Consider the following 18,793-nt stretch of genomic DNA (forward strand, 5'->3'; position numbering starts at 1 on the left):
CAGAGCACGCAGGTGTCAGCCAGGGTGGCCATGATCGCCAGCAGCGCATCGAGGCGGGCGTTCTGCTCACCAGCCCCAGCCGCGCGGCTGCGCGCTAGTTGCGGCAGGCCGTGGGCGATCACCGCAGGGAAGCCGAGCTGGGCTTCTTCCCGAGCGCCCCGGGCGCCATAGCGGCGAGCGACCTGGGCGCCGTGGCTATCGCTGGGCGGCACCGCACGATCATGGATCAGGGCGATGCGTGCCGCGCGCAGGGCGATGGCCTGGGCATCGTCGCTCTCCGGCTCGAGGGCCACGGCCGCGACCAGCAGGCCCAGGGCCCAGATGGCGCCGCGATGGGTATTCACCCCGCCGGTTGTGGCCAGCATCGCCGCTTCTCCTTCGCGGCCGATGCGGCCCAGGGCTTCGCGCAGGGGCTGGCCGACTTCGCCATGCTCCAGCGCCGCCTCGGCCATCTGCTTGAAGCACGGCCAGAGGGACAGCGCCGAGGCGTGCATCAGGCCCAGGTGCAGGTCACGGTGGGCGCCGCTGCCGCGCCGGTCCACCAGGGCCGGCTTGGGCGAAAGGTCGGCTTCGTCGATCAGGGCGTCCACCGCCAGGTCCGCCAGCCGGTCGGCGAGCGGCAGGTCGGCATTGCGTGCAATCAGTGCGCTCATCACCAACTCCTGAATCGGGCCGGGGGGTTGTAAAGGCCGCCGGACCACTCCACCAGTTCGGCGATACTTTTCGCCGCCAGCAGTTCCCGCGTGGCTTGTGTACGGCGGATGCCGAGGTCTTCCGGCAATGCGATCAGCCCTTCGCGGCGCATGCGCAGGGTGTCTTTCGGGTCGTGGCGCAGGCCTATGGCGGTGACGCCGGCGACGGCGGCGATCATCGCGCGGCGCTCTTCGAGGCTGCGCGCCTTGTACAGGTAGGCGATGCCTTCCTCGGTGAGCAGGTGGGTGACGTCGTCGCCATAGATCATCACCGGCGCCAGGGGCATGCCGGCCTTCTTCGCCACCTCGACGGCGTCGAGGGTCTCGACGAAGGTGGGTTTGCCGCCTTCCTGGAAGGTCTCGACCATCTGCACCACCAGCTTCTTGCCGCGTTCGAGCATGGTCACCGGCTCGGTCATATCGAGCCAGGCGGGTGTGGCGTGGCGGCGGCCGCGCGGGTCATGGCCCATGTTCGGCGCACCGCCGAAACCGGCCAGGCGCCCCCGGGTGACGGTGGAGGAATGGCCGTCGCCGTCCACCTGCAGGGTGGCGCCGATGAACAGGTCCACCGCGTATTGCCCGGCGAGCTGGCACATCATGCGGTTGGAACGCATGGAGCCGTCGCGGCCGGTGAAGAACACGTCCGGGCGCTGGGCGATGTAGTCCTCCATGCCCAGCTCGGTGCCGAAGCAGTGCACGCTCTCCACCCAACCGGTCTCGATGGCGGGGATCAGGGTCGGGTGGGGGTTGAGGGTCCAGTTGCGGCAGATCTTGCCCTTCAGGCCGAGGGATTCGCCGTAGGTGGGCAGGATCAGCTCGATGGCGGCGGTGTTGAAGCCGATGCCGTGGTTGAGCGACTGGACGTTGTGTTTCTCGTAGATGCCACGGATCGCCATCATCGCCATCAGCACGTGCACCGGCTTGATGTGGCGCGGGTCGCGAGTGAACAGCGGCTCGATGTAGAAGGGCTTGTCGGCGACCACCACGAAGTCGACCCAGGACGCGGGGATGTCCACTCGCGGCAGGTCGCGCACATCGTCCACCAGCTGGTTGACCTGGACGATGACGATGCCGTCGCTGAAGGCGGTGGGCTCCACCAGGGCCGGGGTGTCCTCGGTGCTCGGGCCGGTGTAGATGTTGCCTTCGCGGTCGGCCATGAAGCCGGCCACCAGGGCGACGTTGGGGATCAGGTCCACCAGCAGGCGCGAGTAGAGCTCGATGTAGGTGTGGATGGCGCCCACTTCCAGCAGGCCGTCTTCCAGCAGTTGGCCAATGCGCAGGCTCTGCGGGCCGGCGAAGGAGAAGTCGAGCTTGCGGGCGATGCCCCGCTCGTAGAGGTCGAGATGCTCGGCGCGGCTGACGCTGGGCATGATCATGTGCAGATCGTGCAGGCGGCCGGGGTCGGCCTTGGCCAGGGAGCGGGAGAGGAAATCCGCCTGCTTCTGGTTATTGCCTTCGAGCACCACGCGGTCGCCGGGGGCGATCAGCGCTTCCAGGGCATCGACTATCCGCTCGCTGGGCAGGACCGCGCCATCGGCGAGGTTGCGCACCTGGTCGAGACGGCGCTGCTTTTCGGCGCGCCGACGCGACCACTGCGGCGGGGGAGAGGGTCTTGTTGTCATGGTGGCTCCACGAGGTCCGCTGTCGTGGGGGCCACATTAGGAGTCCGGGCGGTGGGGCATCAATCAAGCCCGGTAAGGGATCGTTACGGCAAGGTTAATGATCGTCGATCCGAGCTTTTCGTAGGTTGGGCTGAGCCCGCGAAGCCCAACACTCGGTGTAACGGGAAACCCCAGCGTTGGGCCTCGCTGCGCTCGGCACCAACCTACGAAAGCAGACGTAGCGAAATCCTGGGTGGATCACGCTCCACCGACCCACCATCGGAACCAGGCCGCACGCCGCTGGTGGATATGAAAAGCGATATCCACTCTACGAAAAACACGCTCCCAACGCGGTCAGAACTCCAGCGTCGTCGACAACTGCACCTGCCGCGGATCGCCAATGGACACGTTGAGGTTGTTCACCGCCGAGCTGTAGTAGGTCTTGTCGAACAGGTTCTTCACGTTCAGCTGGAGCTTGAGGCGGTTGTCCCCCAGCGGCGTCTCGTAGCTGGCGAAGGCGTCGGCCACGGTGTAGTGCTCCAGGTCGAAGGTGTTTTCCGCATCCCCGGCGCGCTTGCCCACGTAGCGCGCGCCAAGGCCGGCGCGCAGCCGGTCGCCGTCGAACAGCGGGCCGAAGTCGTACACCGCCGACAGCGAGCCGGTGTGGCGCGCGACGTTCTGCAGGCGGTTGCCTTCCAGCAGCGGGTCCTTGGTCACCTCGGCGTCGATGAAGGCGTAGCTGCCGATCAGGCTGAGGTCATCGGTGAGCTGACCGGCCAGGTCCAGCTCCAGGCCACGGGAACGTACTTCGCCGGCCGTGCTGGCGACGGTCTCGCCGTTGAGGGTCTGGGTCACCAGCACGTTGGATTTGTCGATGTCGAACAGCGCCAGGGTGCCGGTGATGCGTCCCGGCAGGTCCAGCTTGGCGCCGATTTCCCAGGACTTGCCCTCCTCCGGATCGAGGCCGTTGATCGAGGCGCCGCCGGTGAGCGGGGCGATGGTGGAGTTGGGCTTGAAGGACTCGCTGTAGCCGCCGTACAGCGACAGCGTGTCGCTCAGCTTGTAGACCAGACCGACACGGGGCACCCAGGTCTGGCCGTCGATATCGGTGTTCGTCTGGAAGGGCCGGCCGCGCCCGGCGAGCTGGTCGTAGAGCTGGTAACGGGCGCCGGCGACGAAGATCCAGCGCTCGTCGAGGTGAATCGAATCCTGGATGAAGGCCGACTGGGTTTCGATGCGGTCGGTCTGGTCGCTGTCGCTGGCCACCACGGTGGTGGGCACCGGCACCTGGCCGTAGACCGGGTTGTTGTAGTCGAGCCGCTGGCGGGTGCTCTGGCGGATCAGGTCCTCGCGGAAGAACTTGCGGTACTCGTGGTCCACGCCCATCAGCAGGTCGTGCTGCATGCTGCCGAGCTGAATCTTGCCGTCCAGGTCGAGGGTGGCGAAATGCTCGGTGCTGACCGCGCCACGGGTGCCGTCGAGGCGGCGGCCCACAGTACCACTGCTGGTGTCGATACTGGTCACGCGGGCCTGGAAGTCGTCGTAGGTGTCGCGGTTGTAGCTGTAGGCGAAATGCGCCCTCCAGTCTTCGCTGAGCTGGTGGGATAGGTCGAAGATGGTCAGGTCGGAACGGCCCTCGGTGATGTTGTAGGGCTCGTCCAGACGGCGTTCGGCGGGGATGTTCAGCGGCTTGTTGGTGCGCGGGTCGATCACCGTGCCGCGGTCGAAGGGCACGCTGTACTCGCGATGCTCGTAGCTGAGGTTGATGGTGGTGTCCTCGCCGAACCAGGCGAAGGACGGCGCAATGGTCTTCTCGCGGCTGTGGCCGAAGTTGCGCCAGTAGTCGGCATCGTCGTAATCGGCGATCAGCCGATAGGCCAGGCCGGTCTCGCCCAGCGAACCGGTGGTGTCGAGGGTGCCGCCGCTGCCGTTCTTGCCATCGCCGTAGGTGGAGGCGCGGCCGGTAATGGCGTGGTAGGACGCAAGCTGCGGCTTCTTGCTGATGACGTTGATCACCCCGCCCGGATCGAGGATGCCGTAGAGCATCGAGGCCGGGCCTTTGAGCACCTCCACGCGGTCGGCGGTGGCGGTGAAGTTGCGGCCCTGGATGGTGCGCATGCCGTCGCGCAGGATGGAGCCGTCGCGGTTGTCGCCGAAGCCACGCTTGGTCACCGCATCCATCGTGCTGCCGAGGGTGTTGCCCTGGGTGATGCCGCTGACGTTGTAGAGCGCATCGTCGAGGTACTGCGGCTGCTGGTCCTGCAGCACCTGGCCCGGTACGACGGCTATGGCCTGGGGAATTTCCAGCAGCGGCGCCTCGGAACGCATGATCGAGGTGGTTGGCGGCGGCTGGTAGCTCTCCGCCTGGGCCAGCCGCGAGTCGATGTTCACCGCGTCCAGCTTCATTGCCCCGTCATTGCCGAGGGGCTCCAGGGTCAGGGTGCCGGCACCGGCCTGACGCCAGGTGAAGCCGGAGCCGGCGAGCAGTTTGCCGAGCGCCTCGTCGGCGCTCATGCGGCCGTTCACCGCCGGCGCATTGAAGCCGTAAGGCGCTTCATCGGTGTAGACCACGCTGAGGCCGGTGACACGGCTGAAGGCATTCAGCGCCTGGGGCAGTGGCTGGGCGGGAATGGCGAAATCATAGGCCGTGGCGGCGGCCTGAGCCCCCGCGGCGCCTGCCGCACCGACCGCAAGCGGCAGCAAGGCGCCGGCCCACAGCAGCGAGGCCATCCCCAGGCCCCTGAACCCACCAGCCTGCACCCGCGTTGTCCTGTACTTCATGAGGTCGTTCACCCTTGGCGTATTGGCTTCTCGTTTGCGAATAGATCGCATTACAAGCACTACACGGATGCCGCCATGGAGTACCTCAGTGGGGATGCGAAAAAATTGTGGAGGGCGCTCTCCTGTAGGGGCGAATTCATTCGCCAAGGGCGGCGCAGCGGCCCCTAAGATTCCAAGGGCAGACCTTCGGTCTGCTTGGCGAATGAGTTCGCCCCTACAAGGAAAATCCACCCTCTGCACCGGCAGACGCCTCAGCGCAGGATCATCACCCGGCCCAGCAGCTCGTGCTGCTCGAAGCCCACCACCGCCTTGAGCGAGGCCAGCACCGCCGACGGATCGTTGCTGGGGAAACTGCCGCTGATGCGCTTGCCGGCCAGGTCGCCGTTGAGCAGGACAATTCGGCCGGGGTAGTAGCGATCCAGCTCGGCCAGCACTTCGCCCAGGGGGATGCGGTAGAAGGTCAGGCGACCTTCGCGCCAGGACAGCTGCGTCTGTGCGTCGACTTTTTCCACTGCGCCAGCCTGGCCATCGGTAAAGGCAACCTGCTGGCCGGCGCCCAGCACCTGCTGCGCGCCGTTGGGCTGGGCGCGCACGCCTACCCTGCCCTGCTCCACCGTCACCCGCGCGCCAGCTTGGCGCAGACGCACTTCAAAACGGGTGCCGAGCACCCGAGCTTCGCCGCCATTCGCCGTCACCACGAAGGGCACCTGGCCCGGTGTGACCTTGAAGAACGCCGCGCCACGGCGCAGCTCCACCTGGCGCGCACGGCCACCGTAATGCACGGCCACGGCGCTATCGGCATCCAGGGTGAGCACCGAACCATCGGCCAGGACGACGTCACGCACCTCGCCCGGCGCCGACACATGGTCGGCCCCCAGGTCATCGAGCAGGTTCTGCGGCTGCCAGCCGCCCACCCAGATCACCAGCAGCAGGCTGGCGGCCATGGCGAGCGCAGCACTCCAGCGGCCGATGCGACGGCGCGGCGCGGTGTCCATGCGCGCCAGCAGCGCGTCCAGCCCGGCGGCTTCTTCCTCGGCCAGGCGCGCGGCGCCGGGCTGGGTCAGGCGCCAGAGGTCCTGGGCGCGGGTGTAGGCATCCACATGCTCCGGGGCGGCATAGAGCCAGGCCTCGAACTCGCGGCGCAGGGCCGGCTCCGGCTCGCCCTGCAGGCGCCCGAGCCAGAGCCAGGCGACCTGGTCGAGGTCGGACTCGTGGTCAGCGTCGACGGCGCGCAATGGCGTTTGCTTGAGGCTCATGGCTTGGCGCTCCCGGTGTGGTGACGGGTCTGCGCGGCTTCGGCGAGGCTCGCTTTGCAGACATCCAGGGCGCGCATCATATGTTTTTCCACCCCGCTCTGGGTAAGGCCCATGGCGCGGGCGATCTCACCGTAGGTGCGGCCATGGATGCGATTGAGCAGGAAAATCTGCCGGGTCCGCTCCGGCAGCCCACGCAGTGCCGCCTCCACATGGCGCAGCTCGCTACCGGCTTGCAGCGCGGCTTCGGGCGACGACGGCTCGGCCAGTTGCTGCTCCGGCAACAGACCGCTCTCGGCGCGGCTGCGCGAGCCCTCGCTGCGCATGTGGTCGATGGCCATGTTGTGGGCACTGCGCAGCAGGTAGCTGCCCAGGTCTTCCACGGGAACCTGGGGACGGCGCCAGAAACGCAGGAACAACTCCTGCACCAGATCCGCCGCAGTAGCCCGACAGCCGACCCGGCGGCTCACCAGCAGCTCCATCTGCTGCCGGCGCGAGAGGAAGGTCCGCAGGAAATCCTCGCGGCGCGCGGGCTCGCCGGACGCGCAAGCGTCGCTCGACGGGGCATCGGCCGGGGCTGGAAGGTCGGACATGGCGGCTGGCGCGCGAGCGCCTCGGACTTGGAAGGCAGCAGATGATAATGCTTATCAAATAGACATGCATAGCGGCAGCCATGAGCGGGCGGGCGAGCGTGGCCACTGAGTGGTGGCGGCCTTCATCACCCTGTTCAAGAAAGCACTCGGCACGACTCCCACAAGATACTTCGCGACCAGCACGGGAAACGCCGTGAAGGGCCTGGAAGAATAATCCTCGCGGCGCGCTTGGCGAATGAATTCGCCCCTACGGGGCAAGGCCCCGCACGTCCGAATAAAAATGCCGCCTCCCCCCTGCCTGAAGGGAGGCAGCCAAGCCTTTCAGCGGGCGGTGATGGCCGCCAGCCTGGTGATTCCGGCCCGTTCAATGGAGGCCATGGCGCGGGCTACCACGTCGTAGTCCACCTGGCGATCGGCCTGCAGTTGCACGCGCAGCTCGGGGTCCTTGGCGTTGTCCGCTGCCAAGTTGCCCTGGACCAGATCGGGCTGGAATTCACCCTTGTCGATGTACAGCTTGCCGGTGCCGTCGATGCTTCCTACGTGCGGGTCCTTCTGCTCGGTCTTCGGCAGACTGATGGGGATGGCATCGGTCAGCAGCGGCGCGGTGATGATGAACACCACCAGCAGCAACAGCAGCACTTCCACCACCCGGCCAGCGCCGGACTCGCTGCCAGCGCTGAGGTCGGGCCGGGTGATGTGAACGGATTCGGGCTGCGGCGCGGCGGCCTGGGGGAAAACGCCAGGCAATCCGATCAGCAGGGGGGAGGCGAGCGTCCCGAGGAACTGGTTGAGCAGGGTCTTCATGATGGGCGCGCTCCTTGGCAGGTCGCCACCGGCAGAAGCCGGCGCGGTGAAGCGAAGTTAGGCGCGATCCGATAGATCTAACAAATATTAAAAATTCATTTTTTAGTAACTATTTGTCCTAAGCGAGAGGCCGCGCGGCCTGCAGTGGACCAGGCAGGGTGCAGATAAAAAAAGCGCCGGCGACCTTGCACCCTCTGGTCGGCGTGCGCGCAAGGACTCAGTCGGCCAACACGATCTGGTTCTTGCCGCCGCGCTTGGCCTGGTACATGGCCGCATCGGCGCGGGCATAGAGGCTGTCGAGGTTGCCGTCGTCGCGCAGGTTGGCCAGGCCCTGGCTGACGGTGACGCCGAAGCTCTTGCCGTCGACGGTGAAGCCCATCCGCTGCACTTCCCGCTGCAAGCGTTCGGCGATCTGCCAGGCCAGTTCCGGCGGACAACCGGGCAGGACGGCGGCGAATTCCTCGCCGCCGATGCGGCCGAACAGGTCACCCCGGCGCAGGGTATTGGCGCCACACTGGGCGATGCGCTGCAGCACCTGGTCGCCTATCTGGTGGCCGTGGGTGTCGTTGATCTTCTTGAAGTCATCGACGTCCAGCAGGATGAACGCCAGCGGGCTGCCGAACTGCACGGAGTGGTCGAATTCGCGCTGGGCGCATTCGAAGAAGTGGCGACGGTTGCTGCTCTTGGTCAGCACGTCGGTGGTGGCCAGGCGGTGCAGTTCGCCTTCCAGCTGCTTTTTCTCGGTGATGTCTTCGGCGATGCCGACCACTATCGTCGGCTGTCCCGCGTCGCCCTTCTGGCTGACGAAGCATTTGTCGCTGATCCAGCGCAGCTGGCCGTCGGCGCGAATGATGCGGTACTCGCGGGCCTCGATGGCCCCCTTCTCCAGCACATCGGCAAAGCTCTGGGCGGCGTAGTCCACGTCGTCGGGATAGATGCAGTTGCGCCACTCGCCGTAGTCCGCCAATAGCAGGGCGGCGGAGCGGCCGAACAGGCGCTCGTAGGCCGGGCTGACGTAGATGACCCGCTGGGCCTCCCAGTCGAAGGCCCAGAGCACGGCGTTCACACTGCCCAGCAGGCTGCTGAAGACAGCCTCGCGCTCGCGCAGGCGTTCCACTTCGCCGCGGCTGTGAAGCAGGGCGAGTGTCAGTTTTTCCAGTTCGCTTGGGGCTTCGAGGGAAGTTTCCATTCGGCCGCTACCTTCATAGGACCTGCCTTCGACAGATTAGGCAGGCAAAAGTGCGGCCGGCAATCGAGCCGACGGTCAGGCGTGACTGGCATGACGGAAGGCAGCGAAGCGGTTGAGCAACCGGTGCAGGGCGAACACCGCCACCAGGGTGAGGAACACCGCCACGCACACCGATGAGAGGCGGTAGGCGATGGAATAGACCACGTCATGCTGCGGCGTGAGGTACTGGCCGAAGACGATGGCCAGGGTGGTCAGTGCACCGAAGCCGACGCCCTGGGCGCCTTCCAGCGCGTGCAGCCGGGCGCAGCAGAAGGCGGCGGTCCAGTACATCAGGGTCACCAGCGGCAGCACGTCGTAGTGGCTGTAGAGCACCAGTTGCAACGCCAGGCCGATGGCGCAACCGAGCAGCGTGCCGAGGGCGCGGATGCGACCGGCGAAGCGGATGCCGTTCCAGTGCATGGGGAACAGCACGAGGATCGACGCCACCTGGGCCGACAGCGAATCCCGCAGGTCGAAGCTCTGGAACAGCATGAAGGACAGGGTGGCGATGGTCGCCCCCAGCACCGCCTCGTGGCGTTGGCTGGGCAGGTCCTTGGCCTGCATCTGCCGTGGCGTACGCGGCTCTGCGTCCGGGAAGAGGAAGAACATCAGCCAGGCGATCAGCACCGTCAGGCCGGCTGCCACGAGGTTGCTGGCGACCAGGTCGTAGAGGTGCGTATCCGGGTAACTGGCGAAGTGCAGCTGCATGGAGAGGAACACGCTGCCCAGGGCGCCGAACATGAACAGCGAACCCTGGGCCATCAGGCGGAAGCGCCAGAGAAATCCGAGGAACGCCAGCGGCACCATCAGCTGCGGCCGGTCGCCGAACAGGCCGTAGATCAGCAGCACCTCGCAGCTCACCACCACCGCCTGGAGCAGGAACTGGCGAACGATGTGGCCGTTGATGCTTGGCGTGAGGCCAAGCAGCAGCATGGGGTAGACGCAGAAGAACGCGCCATTGTCCCAGCCCATCAACTTGCAGACGAACAGCCCCAGGGTGCCGCCGCCGGCCAGGCGCAGGCACTGGCGCAGGTCGTTTTCGCTGAGGGCGGACTTGCGGGCCATCGGCTCAGTACACGTAGTGCAGGATGCTGATCAGGGCGATCTGCAGGCGGCCGAACAGGTCCGCCAGCTGCGAGTCGCGCGGGTAGAGCTGGACGGTGGCCTTGGCGCCGCTGGGCAGGGTCTGGGGCAGGGCTTCGCTGAGGCTGACGTGGAGGCGCTGGCGCTGGGCGTCGCGGACCCAGCGATCGGACACCGCCGGGGCGGCCAGGTCGCCATTGGCGTCCAGCTGGCCTTCCTTCACGCCGGCATCGATGGCGCTGACCCTGGCGTCGAAAATGTGCCCGGGCAGGGCATCGAACACCACTGAGGCGCCGTCCTCCAGGCGCACGTAGCGCAGGGCCTTCTCACGGAAGTCGGCGCTGATGTCCGCCTCGTCCGCCACCAGCGCAGCCACTGGGTTGCCGGCGTGCAGGTAGGCGCCTGGGGACAGTTGCAGGTTGCTCAGCACGCCGGCGCGTTCGGCGCGCACCTCGCTGTATTCCAGTTGCAGGCGGGCCTGGTCCAGCGCATTGCGCGCTTGGCGCAGGCGCAGGTTGTCCGCGCCCTCCGCACCACGCTGGGCGGTCAATTCACGGATGCGCGCACCAGCGGCAGCCAGCTTGGCCTGGGCCGCCTGGCGCTGGGCTTCGGTCTGCTCGTAGAGCTGGCGCGAGACATGCTGGCTCTGCACCAGGCGGCCGAGGCGCGCGGTTTCGCGCTGCAGTTCGCTGGCGGTGGCCTGGGCGGCGGCTTGCTCGGCACGGGCGGCGGCAATTGCGGCGTCGAGCTGGCGGTTGTCCTGCCCGGCCTGCTCCAGCGCCAGCTCGGCGGAACGTACGGCAAGGCGGAAGGGCTGCGGATCGAGGCGGAACAACAACTGGCCGGCCTCGACGTGCTGGTTGTTGGCGACGGCCACCTCCAGCACCTGGCCATCCACCCGCGAGGCGATGCGCAGCACCGGGCGGGTCAGCTGCGCCTGGGGCGTGATGGGCATCCACAGATCCGCCGCGAGAAAGTAGGCGAACAGCAGGACGAACAGGGCGATGGCCACTTGGACCCGGCGGGCGAATCTCTGATCCGGAGTCATGCGAACCTCGAAGGGGCCCGCTGGAAACGCGGGCGGAAAAGACGGGAACGACAACCTCTCGGCCAATGCCGCTCATGGGGGAAAGTATATTTTCGGAAATTTCGTCGATAATCTGCTGAAAGCGAGAAGCAGCCTTACACAAGGGGTAACAATGGACACGCTCCACAGCATGCGGGTATTCGTGCGGGTGATAGACACCGGAAGTTTCACTGCCGCCGCCCAGGCTATGGACCTGTCCACCGCCCAGGTTTCACGCCTGGTGTCGGAACTGGAGCAACAGCTTCAGGCCCGCCTGCTGAACCGCACCACCCGCCGCCTGGCGCTGACCGAAGTGGGCGAGCGCTACCTGCAGCGTTGCCGGCAGATCCTCGGCGAGGTGGACGAGGCCGCCGCAGAGGCCCGTGGCGCCCACCTCAAGCCCCATGGCCGCCTGCGCGTACACACCATGACCGGCCTCGGCCTGCAGCACCTCACCCCGCTGGTGGCGCGCTACTCCGAGCTTTACCCGGAGGTGGTGGTGGAGCTGACGCTGTCGCAGCGCACGCCGGACCTGCTGGAGGACGGCCACGACGTCATCATCACCTTCGCCCGCGAGCTGCCGGACTCGCAGATGGTGGCCCAGGTGCTGGGGCCGATGTTCAGCGTGCTCTGCGCCGGCCCCGGCTACCTGAAGAAACAGGGTGTGCCCCTGGAGCCGGCGGACCTGCAGCAGCATCGCTACCTGCGTCTGCTGGACCCGCTTTACGAGGACAGCTGGGTGTTCAACGGCGAGCACGGCGAATTCAACGTGCTGCCCGCCGAAAGCTTCCAGGTGAACGTCGCCGAATCCCTGGCCAAGGCGGCCCAGGCCGGCATGGGCATCTGCCTGCTACCCTCCTTCGTCGCCTGCCCGCCCGTGCGCGAGGGCAAGCTGCTGCGGCTGCTGCCGGAGTACCGCCTGCGCGAGCGCAACATCTACGCCATCTACCCGTCGCGGCGATTCCTCGACGCCAAGATCAAGACCTGGGTGGAGTTTCTCAAGGCCGAGTTGCCGCCACTGCTGGCCCAGGACGAGGCCCTGCTGGAAGACCCGAAACGCTGGGCGATCAATTCGAAATTGTTGCGCTGAGAGAAACAGTCATTCACTGAAACCGCTATTTTTCCCCTATCTGGACCTACCTAAGATGGCGCCATGTTTCGCAAGAAACCATCCGAGAGGTTCAAGATATGCAACGCAATGTGATTTTTACCGCCGTTTTCGCCGTATTTTCCCTGCTTTTCTCGCAACTGACCCTGGCTGAAGAGTCCAGCAGCTTTGTTGCACGCAATGCAGCGCTGGCTGAACAGCGCGCCAACGCTGCTGAGCAGCAGGCCATCGCCAAGCAAAACGCGCCCGAGCAGCAGAAGCAGGCCGGCAACGCCCAGGACAGCTGAGTCCTTCCCCGCTTTCTCCACCTCCTGACGTTGATGCGTGACAGCTCCTATCGACGTCTTGTTCAGGCCGCTCATGATGAGCGGCCTTTTTTTGTTTCCCGCGCACCAAGCACCAGAATCCTGATCGTGGACGCCCCGGTAAGGTGTTCTGAGCCCAGCTTTTCGCGAATGAATTCTCAACCTTAGCGATAGGTGCCACGTCTCGACTTGTGGGGGCGATTTCAATCGCATAGGGCAGCGCAGCGGCCCCCTGAGGCCTTGCAGGCCGAACCTGCGGTCCGGTTAGCGAATGAATTCGCCCCCACAAAAAAAGGCCGGCATCTCTGCCGGCCTTTTTCATGGGCGCTCGCCGCGTCAGGCCGAGGCCGGACGCAGGGAGTAGGTCTTCAGCTGTTCGGCGAAATCGCGCAGGGACTGGATGCCGCTGGCCTCGGCCTCGTGCACCCACTGCTTCATGGCTTCGAGCATGTCGTGGCCATTGGCGCTGGTCTTGACCCAGATCTGTTGCAGCGCCAGGCGCTTCTCGTAGATCACCTTGAGGGCCTGGCTCTGCTCCAGCATGGCGGCGATGCGCGCCTGGTTGCCTTCGTCGAGCAGGCTGGTCTCGCGGGACAGCAGGCGCTTGGCGCGGCGGAACAGGTGGCGCACCGACTCGTCGGCCTTGGCCAGTTCCTGCTTCACCAGCGGGCCGATCACCAGCTTGCGGTACTGGGCCATGATCTGGAAGCGGTTGTTGAGGATGGCCATGGCGGTGTCCATGTCCAGGCTGCCCTTGCCTTCCACGCGGTGTGCGATGGGCGCCACGCGCTGCACCTTGGCCAGACCGAAGACGCTGAACAGCTTGATCCAGGCCCAGCCCATGTCGAACTCCCACTTCTTCACCGAGAGCTTGGCGGAGTTGGGGTAGGTGTGGTGGTTGTTGTGCAGCTCTTCACCGCCGATCAGGATGCCCCAGGGCACCAGGTTGGTGGCGGCGTCGCGGCATTCGAAGTTGCGGTAGCCGATGGCATGGCCGAGGCCGTTGACGACGCCGGCGGCCCAGAGCGGAATCCAGATCATCTGCACGGCCCAGACGGTGAGGCCGAGGGCACCGAACAGGGCCAGGTCGAGCAGCGCCATCAGGGTCACGCCGGCGATGGGGAAGCGCGAGTAAACATTGCGCTCCACCCAGTCATCCGGGCAGTTCTTGCCGTAAATGCGCAGGGTGTCCTCGTTCTTCGCCTCTTCCTGGTAGAGCTCGGCGCCCTTGCGCAGGACGGTCCACAGGCCCTTGACCACCGGGCTGTGGGGATCGTCGACGGTTTCGCACTTGGCGTGGTGCTTGCGGTGGATGGCGGTCCACTCGCGGGTGTTCATGGCGGTGGTCATCCACAGCCAGAAGCGGAAGAAATGCTTGAGCGCCGGATGCAGCTCCAGCGAGCGGTGAGCCGAATAACGGTGAAGATAGACGGTGACGCTGACGATGGTGACATGGGTCAGCACCAGGGTGACCGCCACCAGTTGCCACGGTGACAGGTCGAGAAGTCCGTTGTACCACATGGATGGTGTTGCCTCGGGTGAAGTGAACGGGGCTCTAGAGAAAAGCCTGGCTCGGATTATCACAAAGCCTCAGGAGAAAACCATCCAGTCTTTTAGATAGAAAACCCGCCAAAGCGCGTTGATTTATACTAGGCGCCCCGCCTTTCCCCCAGCCAGGACGGCAAACCATGCGTCAGAAGTTCAGCGCCATGAAGCTGGTGCTGCCTTATTTCATCCTCGCCAGTCTCTGGGTGATGTTCAGCGACCGCCTGCTCGTGAAGCTGGTGGGCGATGCCGAGCTGCTGGCCGAGTTGCAGACCGCCAAGGGCCTGCTCTTCGTCGTGGTTACCAGCCTGCTGCTCTACGCCCTGCTGTGCCTGCACCTGCGCCATCTGAAGCAGTACCTGGACGCTCGCCGCGCCCACGAAAGCAGCCTGCGTCAGGCCGCTGCGGTATTCGACGCGACTCAGGAAGGCGTGCTGGTCACCGACGCGCGGAGCGACATCGTCCACGTCAACCGCGCCTTCGCCCGCATCACCGGCTTCGAGGAGGCCGAGGTGCTGGGCCGGAACCCGCGCATTTTCAGCTCCGGCCGCCACGCCCCGGCCTTCTACCAGGCCATGTGGCATGCCCTGGAAAACCGCCGGGAATGGAGCGGCGAGGTGTGGAACCGGCGCAAGAACGGCGAGATCTACCCGCTCTGGCAAAACCTCCGCGCTATCCATGACGACGACGGCCAGCTCACCCACTACGTGGCGGTGTTCTCCGATATCAGCGCGATCAAGCGCTCCCAGCACGAGCTGGACTTCCTCGCCCACCACGACCCGCTGACCAACCTGCCCAATCGCCTGCTCTTCACCGAACGCGTCGAGCATGTGCTGGAACGCGCGCGCCGCGAGAAGCTGGGCGGCGCCCTGCTGCTTCTGGACCTGGACCACTTCCAGCACATCAACGAAAGCCTCGGCCACTCCCAGGGCGACCGGCTGCTGAAGAGGGTCGGCGCGCGACTGCAAGGACTGGTGGAAGGCGGCATGACCCTGGCGCGCCTGGGCGGCGACGAGTTCGGCCTGCTCTGGGAAAACTGCCCCCAGGCCGAGCAGATAGCGGACCTGGCCGAACGCATCCGCATGGAGCTGGCCAAGCCCTTCCGCCTGGAGGGGCACGACCTGTTCATCAGCGCGAGCCTCGGCATCGCCCTGTTCCCCGCGGACGCCGAGAGCGTCGAGCAGGTGCTGCGCAATGCCGACTCGGCGCTGTTCAAGGCCAAGAACAGCGGCCGCGACGCCTACGCCTTCTACAGCCAGAAACTGACCGAGCAGGCGCGCCAGCGCGTCCAGCTGGTCAGCGCCCTGCGCCGCGCCCAGGAGCAGGACCAGCTGCGCGTGCACTACCAGCCCATCCACCGCCTGGCGGACGGCCAGCTGATCGGCTTCGAAGCCCTGGTGCGCTGGGAGCACCCTGAGCGCGGCCTGGTGCCGCCGGGCGAGTTCCTGCCGGTTGCCGAGGAAAGCGGGCTGATCGGCAATATCGACGCCTGGGTCCTGGCGCAGGCCTGCCGGCAGATGCAGCGCTGGCAGGAGGAGGATCGCGGCCTGGCCTTCGTGGCGGTCAACCTGTCCTGCCGGCTGTTCCGCCGCGCCGAGCTGTACGACGAAGTGGCCGGCGTCCTGGCCGCCACCGGACTGGCGCCCAGGTACCTGGAGCTGGAGATCACCGAAAGCGCGGTGATGGAGGACCCGGACACCGCCGAGGCGCTGCTCGGCCGGCTGCGGGAGTTGGGCGTACGCCTGGCCATCGACGACTTCGGCACTGGCTACTCGTCGCTGCAGCGCCTCAAGCGCCTGCCGGTGCACAAGTTGAAGATCGACCAGAGCTTCGTCCGTGGCCTGCCGGCCGACCAGAACGACATCGCCATCGCCCGCGCCGTCACCGCCCTGGGCCGCAGCCTCGGCCTCAGCGTGCTGGCCGAAGGCATTGAGGCAGAGGCCCAGGCCGACTTCCTTCGCGAGCTGGGCTGCGACTATGGCCAAGGCTACCTGTTCAGCCGCCCACTGCCAGCAGCAGAAGTGGAACAGCGCTGGTCACTGGCCTGAATCCCGCTGGAAGCCAGGGCCCACAGGACGCTGGACGTTCCCTGCGGCGCGCTGCCTGCCTCCCCGCAAAGCTAAATTTGGTTATATAAAAATTCTTAAATAGTATTTTTAAGAATATTGTCGCCCTGCTTAAGATGCGCTCCATGCCACGCGGAAACCCTCCCGTCCATTGCCGCGGGCCCTCATCAAGGAGCACGACCATGAGCGCAACCCTCCGTAGCCTGGAAGGCCAGGACGAAGCCAGCATCCTGCGTGAGATCCAGAGCGCCTTGCACGGCCTGCGATTCGGCTCGGTGGAGATCACTGTGCACAACGGCCAGGTGGTGCAGATCGAGCGCAAGGAGAAATTCCGCCTGCAGCCGCCGAGCAACCGCAACAGCTGATTCACTGATTTCCGTTTAAGCCTCGCGAGCTAGAGGCAGGCAAGGCGAAAAGGGACGAGGGAGCGGAGTTTACGACTGTAAATGAGCATCCCGAGGCGCTTTTCAACGCAGCCTGACCGACGCGCAGCAGGCTTAAGGCCCGACCGGACAGCCGGAGGGCGTATCGACGAACAGAACTACAGCCCTAGCCAACACCAAAAATTCAGATTCCAGGAGCTTGATGATGTCGATTCGCCGTTTCGCCCTCGCCGCCCTTGCCAGCGCCCTGATCGCCGGCCCGGCCGCAGCCGCCACCGAACTGCTCAACGTGTCCTACGACCCGACCCGTGAGCTCTACCAGGAATACAACGCCGCCTTCGCCAAGCACTGGAAGGCCGAAGGTGGCGACGATGTGAAGATCCAGCAGTCCCACGGCGGCTCCGGCAAGCAGGCCCGTGCCGTGATCGACGGCCTGAAGGCCGACGTGGTGACCCTGGCGCTGGCCGGCGATATCGATGAGCTGCAAAAGCTCGGCAAGCTGATCCCGGCCGACTGGCAAGCGCGTCTGCCGCAGAACAGCACCCCCTACACCTCGACCATCGTGTTCCTGGTACGCAAGGGCAACCCCAAGGGCATCAAGGACTGGGGCGACCTGACCAAGCAAGGCGTTGAAGTCATCACTCCGAACCCGAAAACCTCCGGCGGCGCCCGCTGGAACTTCCTGGCCGCCTGGGCCTGGGCCAAGAAGCAGTACGGCAGCGACGCCAAGGCCCAGGATTACGTGAAGGAGCTGTACAAGCACGTACCGGTGCTGGATACCGGCGCCCGCGGCTCGACCATCACCTTCGTCAACAACCAGATCGGCGACGTGCTGCTGGCCTGGGAGAACGAGGCCTTCCTGGCCCTGAAGGAACAGGGCGGCGAGAACTTCGAGATCATCGCGCCGAGCCTGTCCATCCTGGCCGAGCCGCCGGTCTCGGTGGTGGACAAGAACGTCGACAAGAAGGGCACCCGCAAGGTCGCCGAAGCTTACCTGCAGTATCTGTACAGCGAGGAAGGCCAGCGCATCGCGGCGAAGAACTTCTACCGTCCGCGTAACGAGAAGGTCGCGGCCGAGTTCGCCAAGCAGTTCCCGAAACTCGACCTGGTGACCGTGGACAAGGACTTCAACGGCTGGAAGGAAGCGCAACCCAAGTTCTTCAACGACGGCGGCATCTTCGACCAGATCTACGAGGCGCAATGATCGCCGAGGCGAAACCGTAGCAAGTAGGGTGGATCACACTTCACCGATCCACCATCGGCCTCCACGCGGGTGCCGCTGGTGGAAGTAAAAAGCGACTTCCACCCTACAGCCTGATGGGTCTCCACCCATCGACGGAGCTCCATGGAAGGAGCGAAAACCAGGCCTGATCCACGGATCGGGCCTGTTTGCTGGAAGCGGCTCGACGGGGCCGGCTCCGGAAAAACCAAGCGTTCCAACGCAGAGTAAGGACAGAACATGTCGCGACGCATCTCACCGGTCATACCCGGCTTCGGGCTGACCCTGGGATACACCCTGGTGTATCTCAGCCTGCTGGTCCTGATTCCCCTCGGTGCCCTGTTCCTCAAGACCACCGAACTGACCTGGGACCAGTTCTGGACCATCATCAGCGCCCCCCGCGTACTCGCCGCCCTCAAGCTCAGCTTCGGCACCGCCCTGGCCGCCGCCGTGCTCAACGGCATCATCGGCACATTGCTGGCCTGGGTGCTGGTGCGCTACGACTTCTTCGGCCGCAAGGTGATCGACGCCATGGTCGACCTGCCCTTCGCCCTGCCGACGGCCGTGGCCGGTATCGCCCTCACCGCCCTCTATGCGCCGGCCGGCCTGGTGGGCCAGTTCGCCACCGACCTCGGTTTCAAGATCGCCTACACCCCGCTCGGCATCACCCTGGCGCTGACCTTCGTCACCCTGCCCTTCGTGGTGCGCACGGTGCAGCCGGTGCTGGCCGACATCCCCCGCGAGGTGGAGGAAGCCGCCGCCTGCCTCGGCGCCAAGCCCGGCCAGGTGTTCCGCCATGTGCTGCTGCCGGCCCTGCTGCCGGCCTGGCTGACCGGCTTCGCCCTGGCCTTCGCCCGCGGCGTGGGCGAATACGGCTCGGTGATCTTCATCGCCGGCAACATGCCGATGAAGACCGAGATCCTGCCGCTGCTGATCATGGTCAAGCTGGACCAGTACGATTACACCGGCGCCACCGCCATCGGCGTGCTGATGCTGGTGGTGGCCTTCGTCCTGCTGCTCCTGATCAACCTGCTGCAGCGCCGCATCGAGACCCCTTGAGGAGAAC

Annotated in this window: 16 protein-coding genes; 6 read left to right on the forward strand and 10 right to left on the reverse strand. The window is 65.7% G+C overall.

The window, feature by feature from the left end; all coding sequences use genetic code 11:
• The 9 genes from E8F12_RS02935 to E8F12_RS02975 all read right to left on the reverse strand — a co-directional run.
• Positions 1-653, reverse strand: a 653-nt coding sequence (locus E8F12_RS02935) for a triphosphoribosyl-dephospho-CoA synthase (protein WP_280323802.1), incomplete at its 3' end; no start/stop codon positions are given.
• The gene (gene mdcA, locus E8F12_RS02940; RefSeq protein WP_280323803.1) at positions 653-2,314 is read right to left on the reverse strand and encodes a malonate decarboxylase subunit alpha; all 1,662 of its coding nucleotides are present in this window, start codon (positions 2,312-2,314) and stop codon (positions 653-655) included. The genes mdcA and E8F12_RS02935, both read right to left, overlap by 1 nt.
• Before the next feature lie 333 nt (positions 2,315-2,647).
• The gene (locus E8F12_RS02945; RefSeq protein WP_280323804.1) at positions 2,648-5,074 is read right to left on the reverse strand and encodes a TonB-dependent receptor; all 2,427 of its coding nucleotides are present in this window, start codon (positions 5,072-5,074) and stop codon (positions 2,648-2,650) included.
• A 251-nt stretch (positions 5,075-5,325) separates the two neighbouring features.
• A complete protein-coding gene (locus tag E8F12_RS02950) occupies positions 5,326-6,330 on the reverse strand; it encodes a FecR family protein (protein WP_280323805.1) in 1,005 nt (334 codons plus the stop codon).
• Positions 6,327-6,920, reverse strand: a complete 594-nt coding sequence (locus tag E8F12_RS02955) for an RNA polymerase sigma factor (protein WP_280323806.1) — start codon at positions 6,918-6,920, stop codon at positions 6,327-6,329. The genes E8F12_RS02950 and E8F12_RS02955 overlap by 4 nt, the downstream gene beginning before the upstream one ends.
• A 321-nt stretch (positions 6,921-7,241) precedes the next feature.
• On the reverse strand, positions 7,242-7,724 hold the full coding sequence (locus E8F12_RS02960; protein WP_348532400.1) for a biopolymer transporter ExbD: 483 nt from the start codon (positions 7,722-7,724) through the stop codon (positions 7,242-7,244).
• Positions 7,725-7,941: 217 nt separating this feature from the next.
• Complete coding sequence (locus tag E8F12_RS02965; protein WP_280323807.1) at positions 7,942-8,913, reverse strand: sensor domain-containing diguanylate cyclase; 972 nt, start codon at positions 8,911-8,913, stop codon at positions 7,942-7,944.
• 75 nt (positions 8,914-8,988) lie between these two features.
• Entirely contained in the window at positions 8,989-10,017 is a 1,029-nt protein-coding gene (locus E8F12_RS02970; RefSeq protein WP_280323808.1) for a DUF2955 domain-containing protein, read from the reverse strand.
• Positions 10,018-10,021: 4 nt separating this feature from the next.
• A complete protein-coding gene (locus E8F12_RS02975; RefSeq protein ID WP_280323809.1) occupies positions 10,022-11,083 on the reverse strand; it encodes an HlyD family secretion protein in 1,062 nt (353 codons plus the stop codon).
• Between the two features lie 151 nt (positions 11,084-11,234).
• Here E8F12_RS02975 and E8F12_RS02980 point away from each other — a divergent pair, with 151 nt between their 5' ends.
• Together E8F12_RS02980 and E8F12_RS02985 are read left to right on the forward strand one after the other, a co-directional pair.
• On the forward strand, positions 11,235-12,191 hold the full coding sequence (locus E8F12_RS02980) for a LysR family transcriptional regulator (RefSeq protein WP_280323810.1): 957 nt from the start codon (positions 11,235-11,237) through the stop codon (positions 12,189-12,191).
• A 98-nt stretch (positions 12,192-12,289) separates the two neighbouring features.
• Positions 12,290-12,496 carry a hypothetical protein gene (locus E8F12_RS02985; protein WP_280323811.1) on the forward strand — a complete coding sequence of 69 codons (207 nt, stop codon included), beginning with the start codon at positions 12,290-12,292 and terminating at the stop codon, positions 12,494-12,496.
• A 354-nt stretch (positions 12,497-12,850) separates the two neighbouring features.
• On the opposite strand, the gene desA is transcribed toward E8F12_RS02985, so the two are convergent.
• Positions 12,851-14,035, reverse strand: a complete 1,185-nt coding sequence (gene desA / locus E8F12_RS02990) for a delta-9 fatty acid desaturase DesA (protein WP_280323812.1) — start codon at positions 14,033-14,035, stop codon at positions 12,851-12,853.
• Positions 14,036-14,202: 167 nt separating this feature from the next.
• On the opposite strand from desA, the gene dibA reads away from it, so the two are divergent.
• The 4 genes from dibA to cysT all read left to right on the forward strand — a co-directional run bounded on the left by dibA (position 14,203) and on the right by cysT (position 18,786).
• Positions 14,203-16,107: a phosphodiesterase DibA gene (gene dibA / locus E8F12_RS02995; protein ID WP_280323813.1), complete on the forward strand. Its 1,905-nt coding sequence runs from the start codon at positions 14,203-14,205 to the stop codon at positions 16,105-16,107.
• A gap of 200 nt (positions 16,108-16,307) precedes the next feature.
• The gene (gene oscA / locus E8F12_RS03000; protein WP_280290974.1) at positions 16,308-16,490 is read left to right on the forward strand and encodes a sulfur starvation response protein OscA; all 183 of its coding nucleotides are present in this window, start codon (positions 16,308-16,310) and stop codon (positions 16,488-16,490) included.
• A gap of 223 nt (positions 16,491-16,713) precedes the next feature.
• Positions 16,714-17,712 carry a sulfate ABC transporter substrate-binding protein gene (locus E8F12_RS03005; protein WP_280323814.1) on the forward strand — a complete coding sequence of 333 codons (999 nt, stop codon included), beginning with the start codon at positions 16,714-16,716 and terminating at the stop codon, positions 17,710-17,712.
• Positions 17,713-17,967: 255 nt separating this feature from the next.
• Positions 17,968-18,786, forward strand: coding sequence for a sulfate ABC transporter permease subunit CysT (gene cysT, locus E8F12_RS03010; protein ID WP_280290976.1), 819 nt, complete (start codon positions 17,968-17,970; stop codon positions 18,784-18,786).
• Positions 18,787-18,793 lie beyond the last annotated feature (7 nt).

The organism is Pseudomonas sp. BN102, from assembly GCF_029871245.1.
Classification (GTDB): Bacteria; Pseudomonadota; Gammaproteobacteria; order Pseudomonadales; family Pseudomonadaceae; genus Metapseudomonas.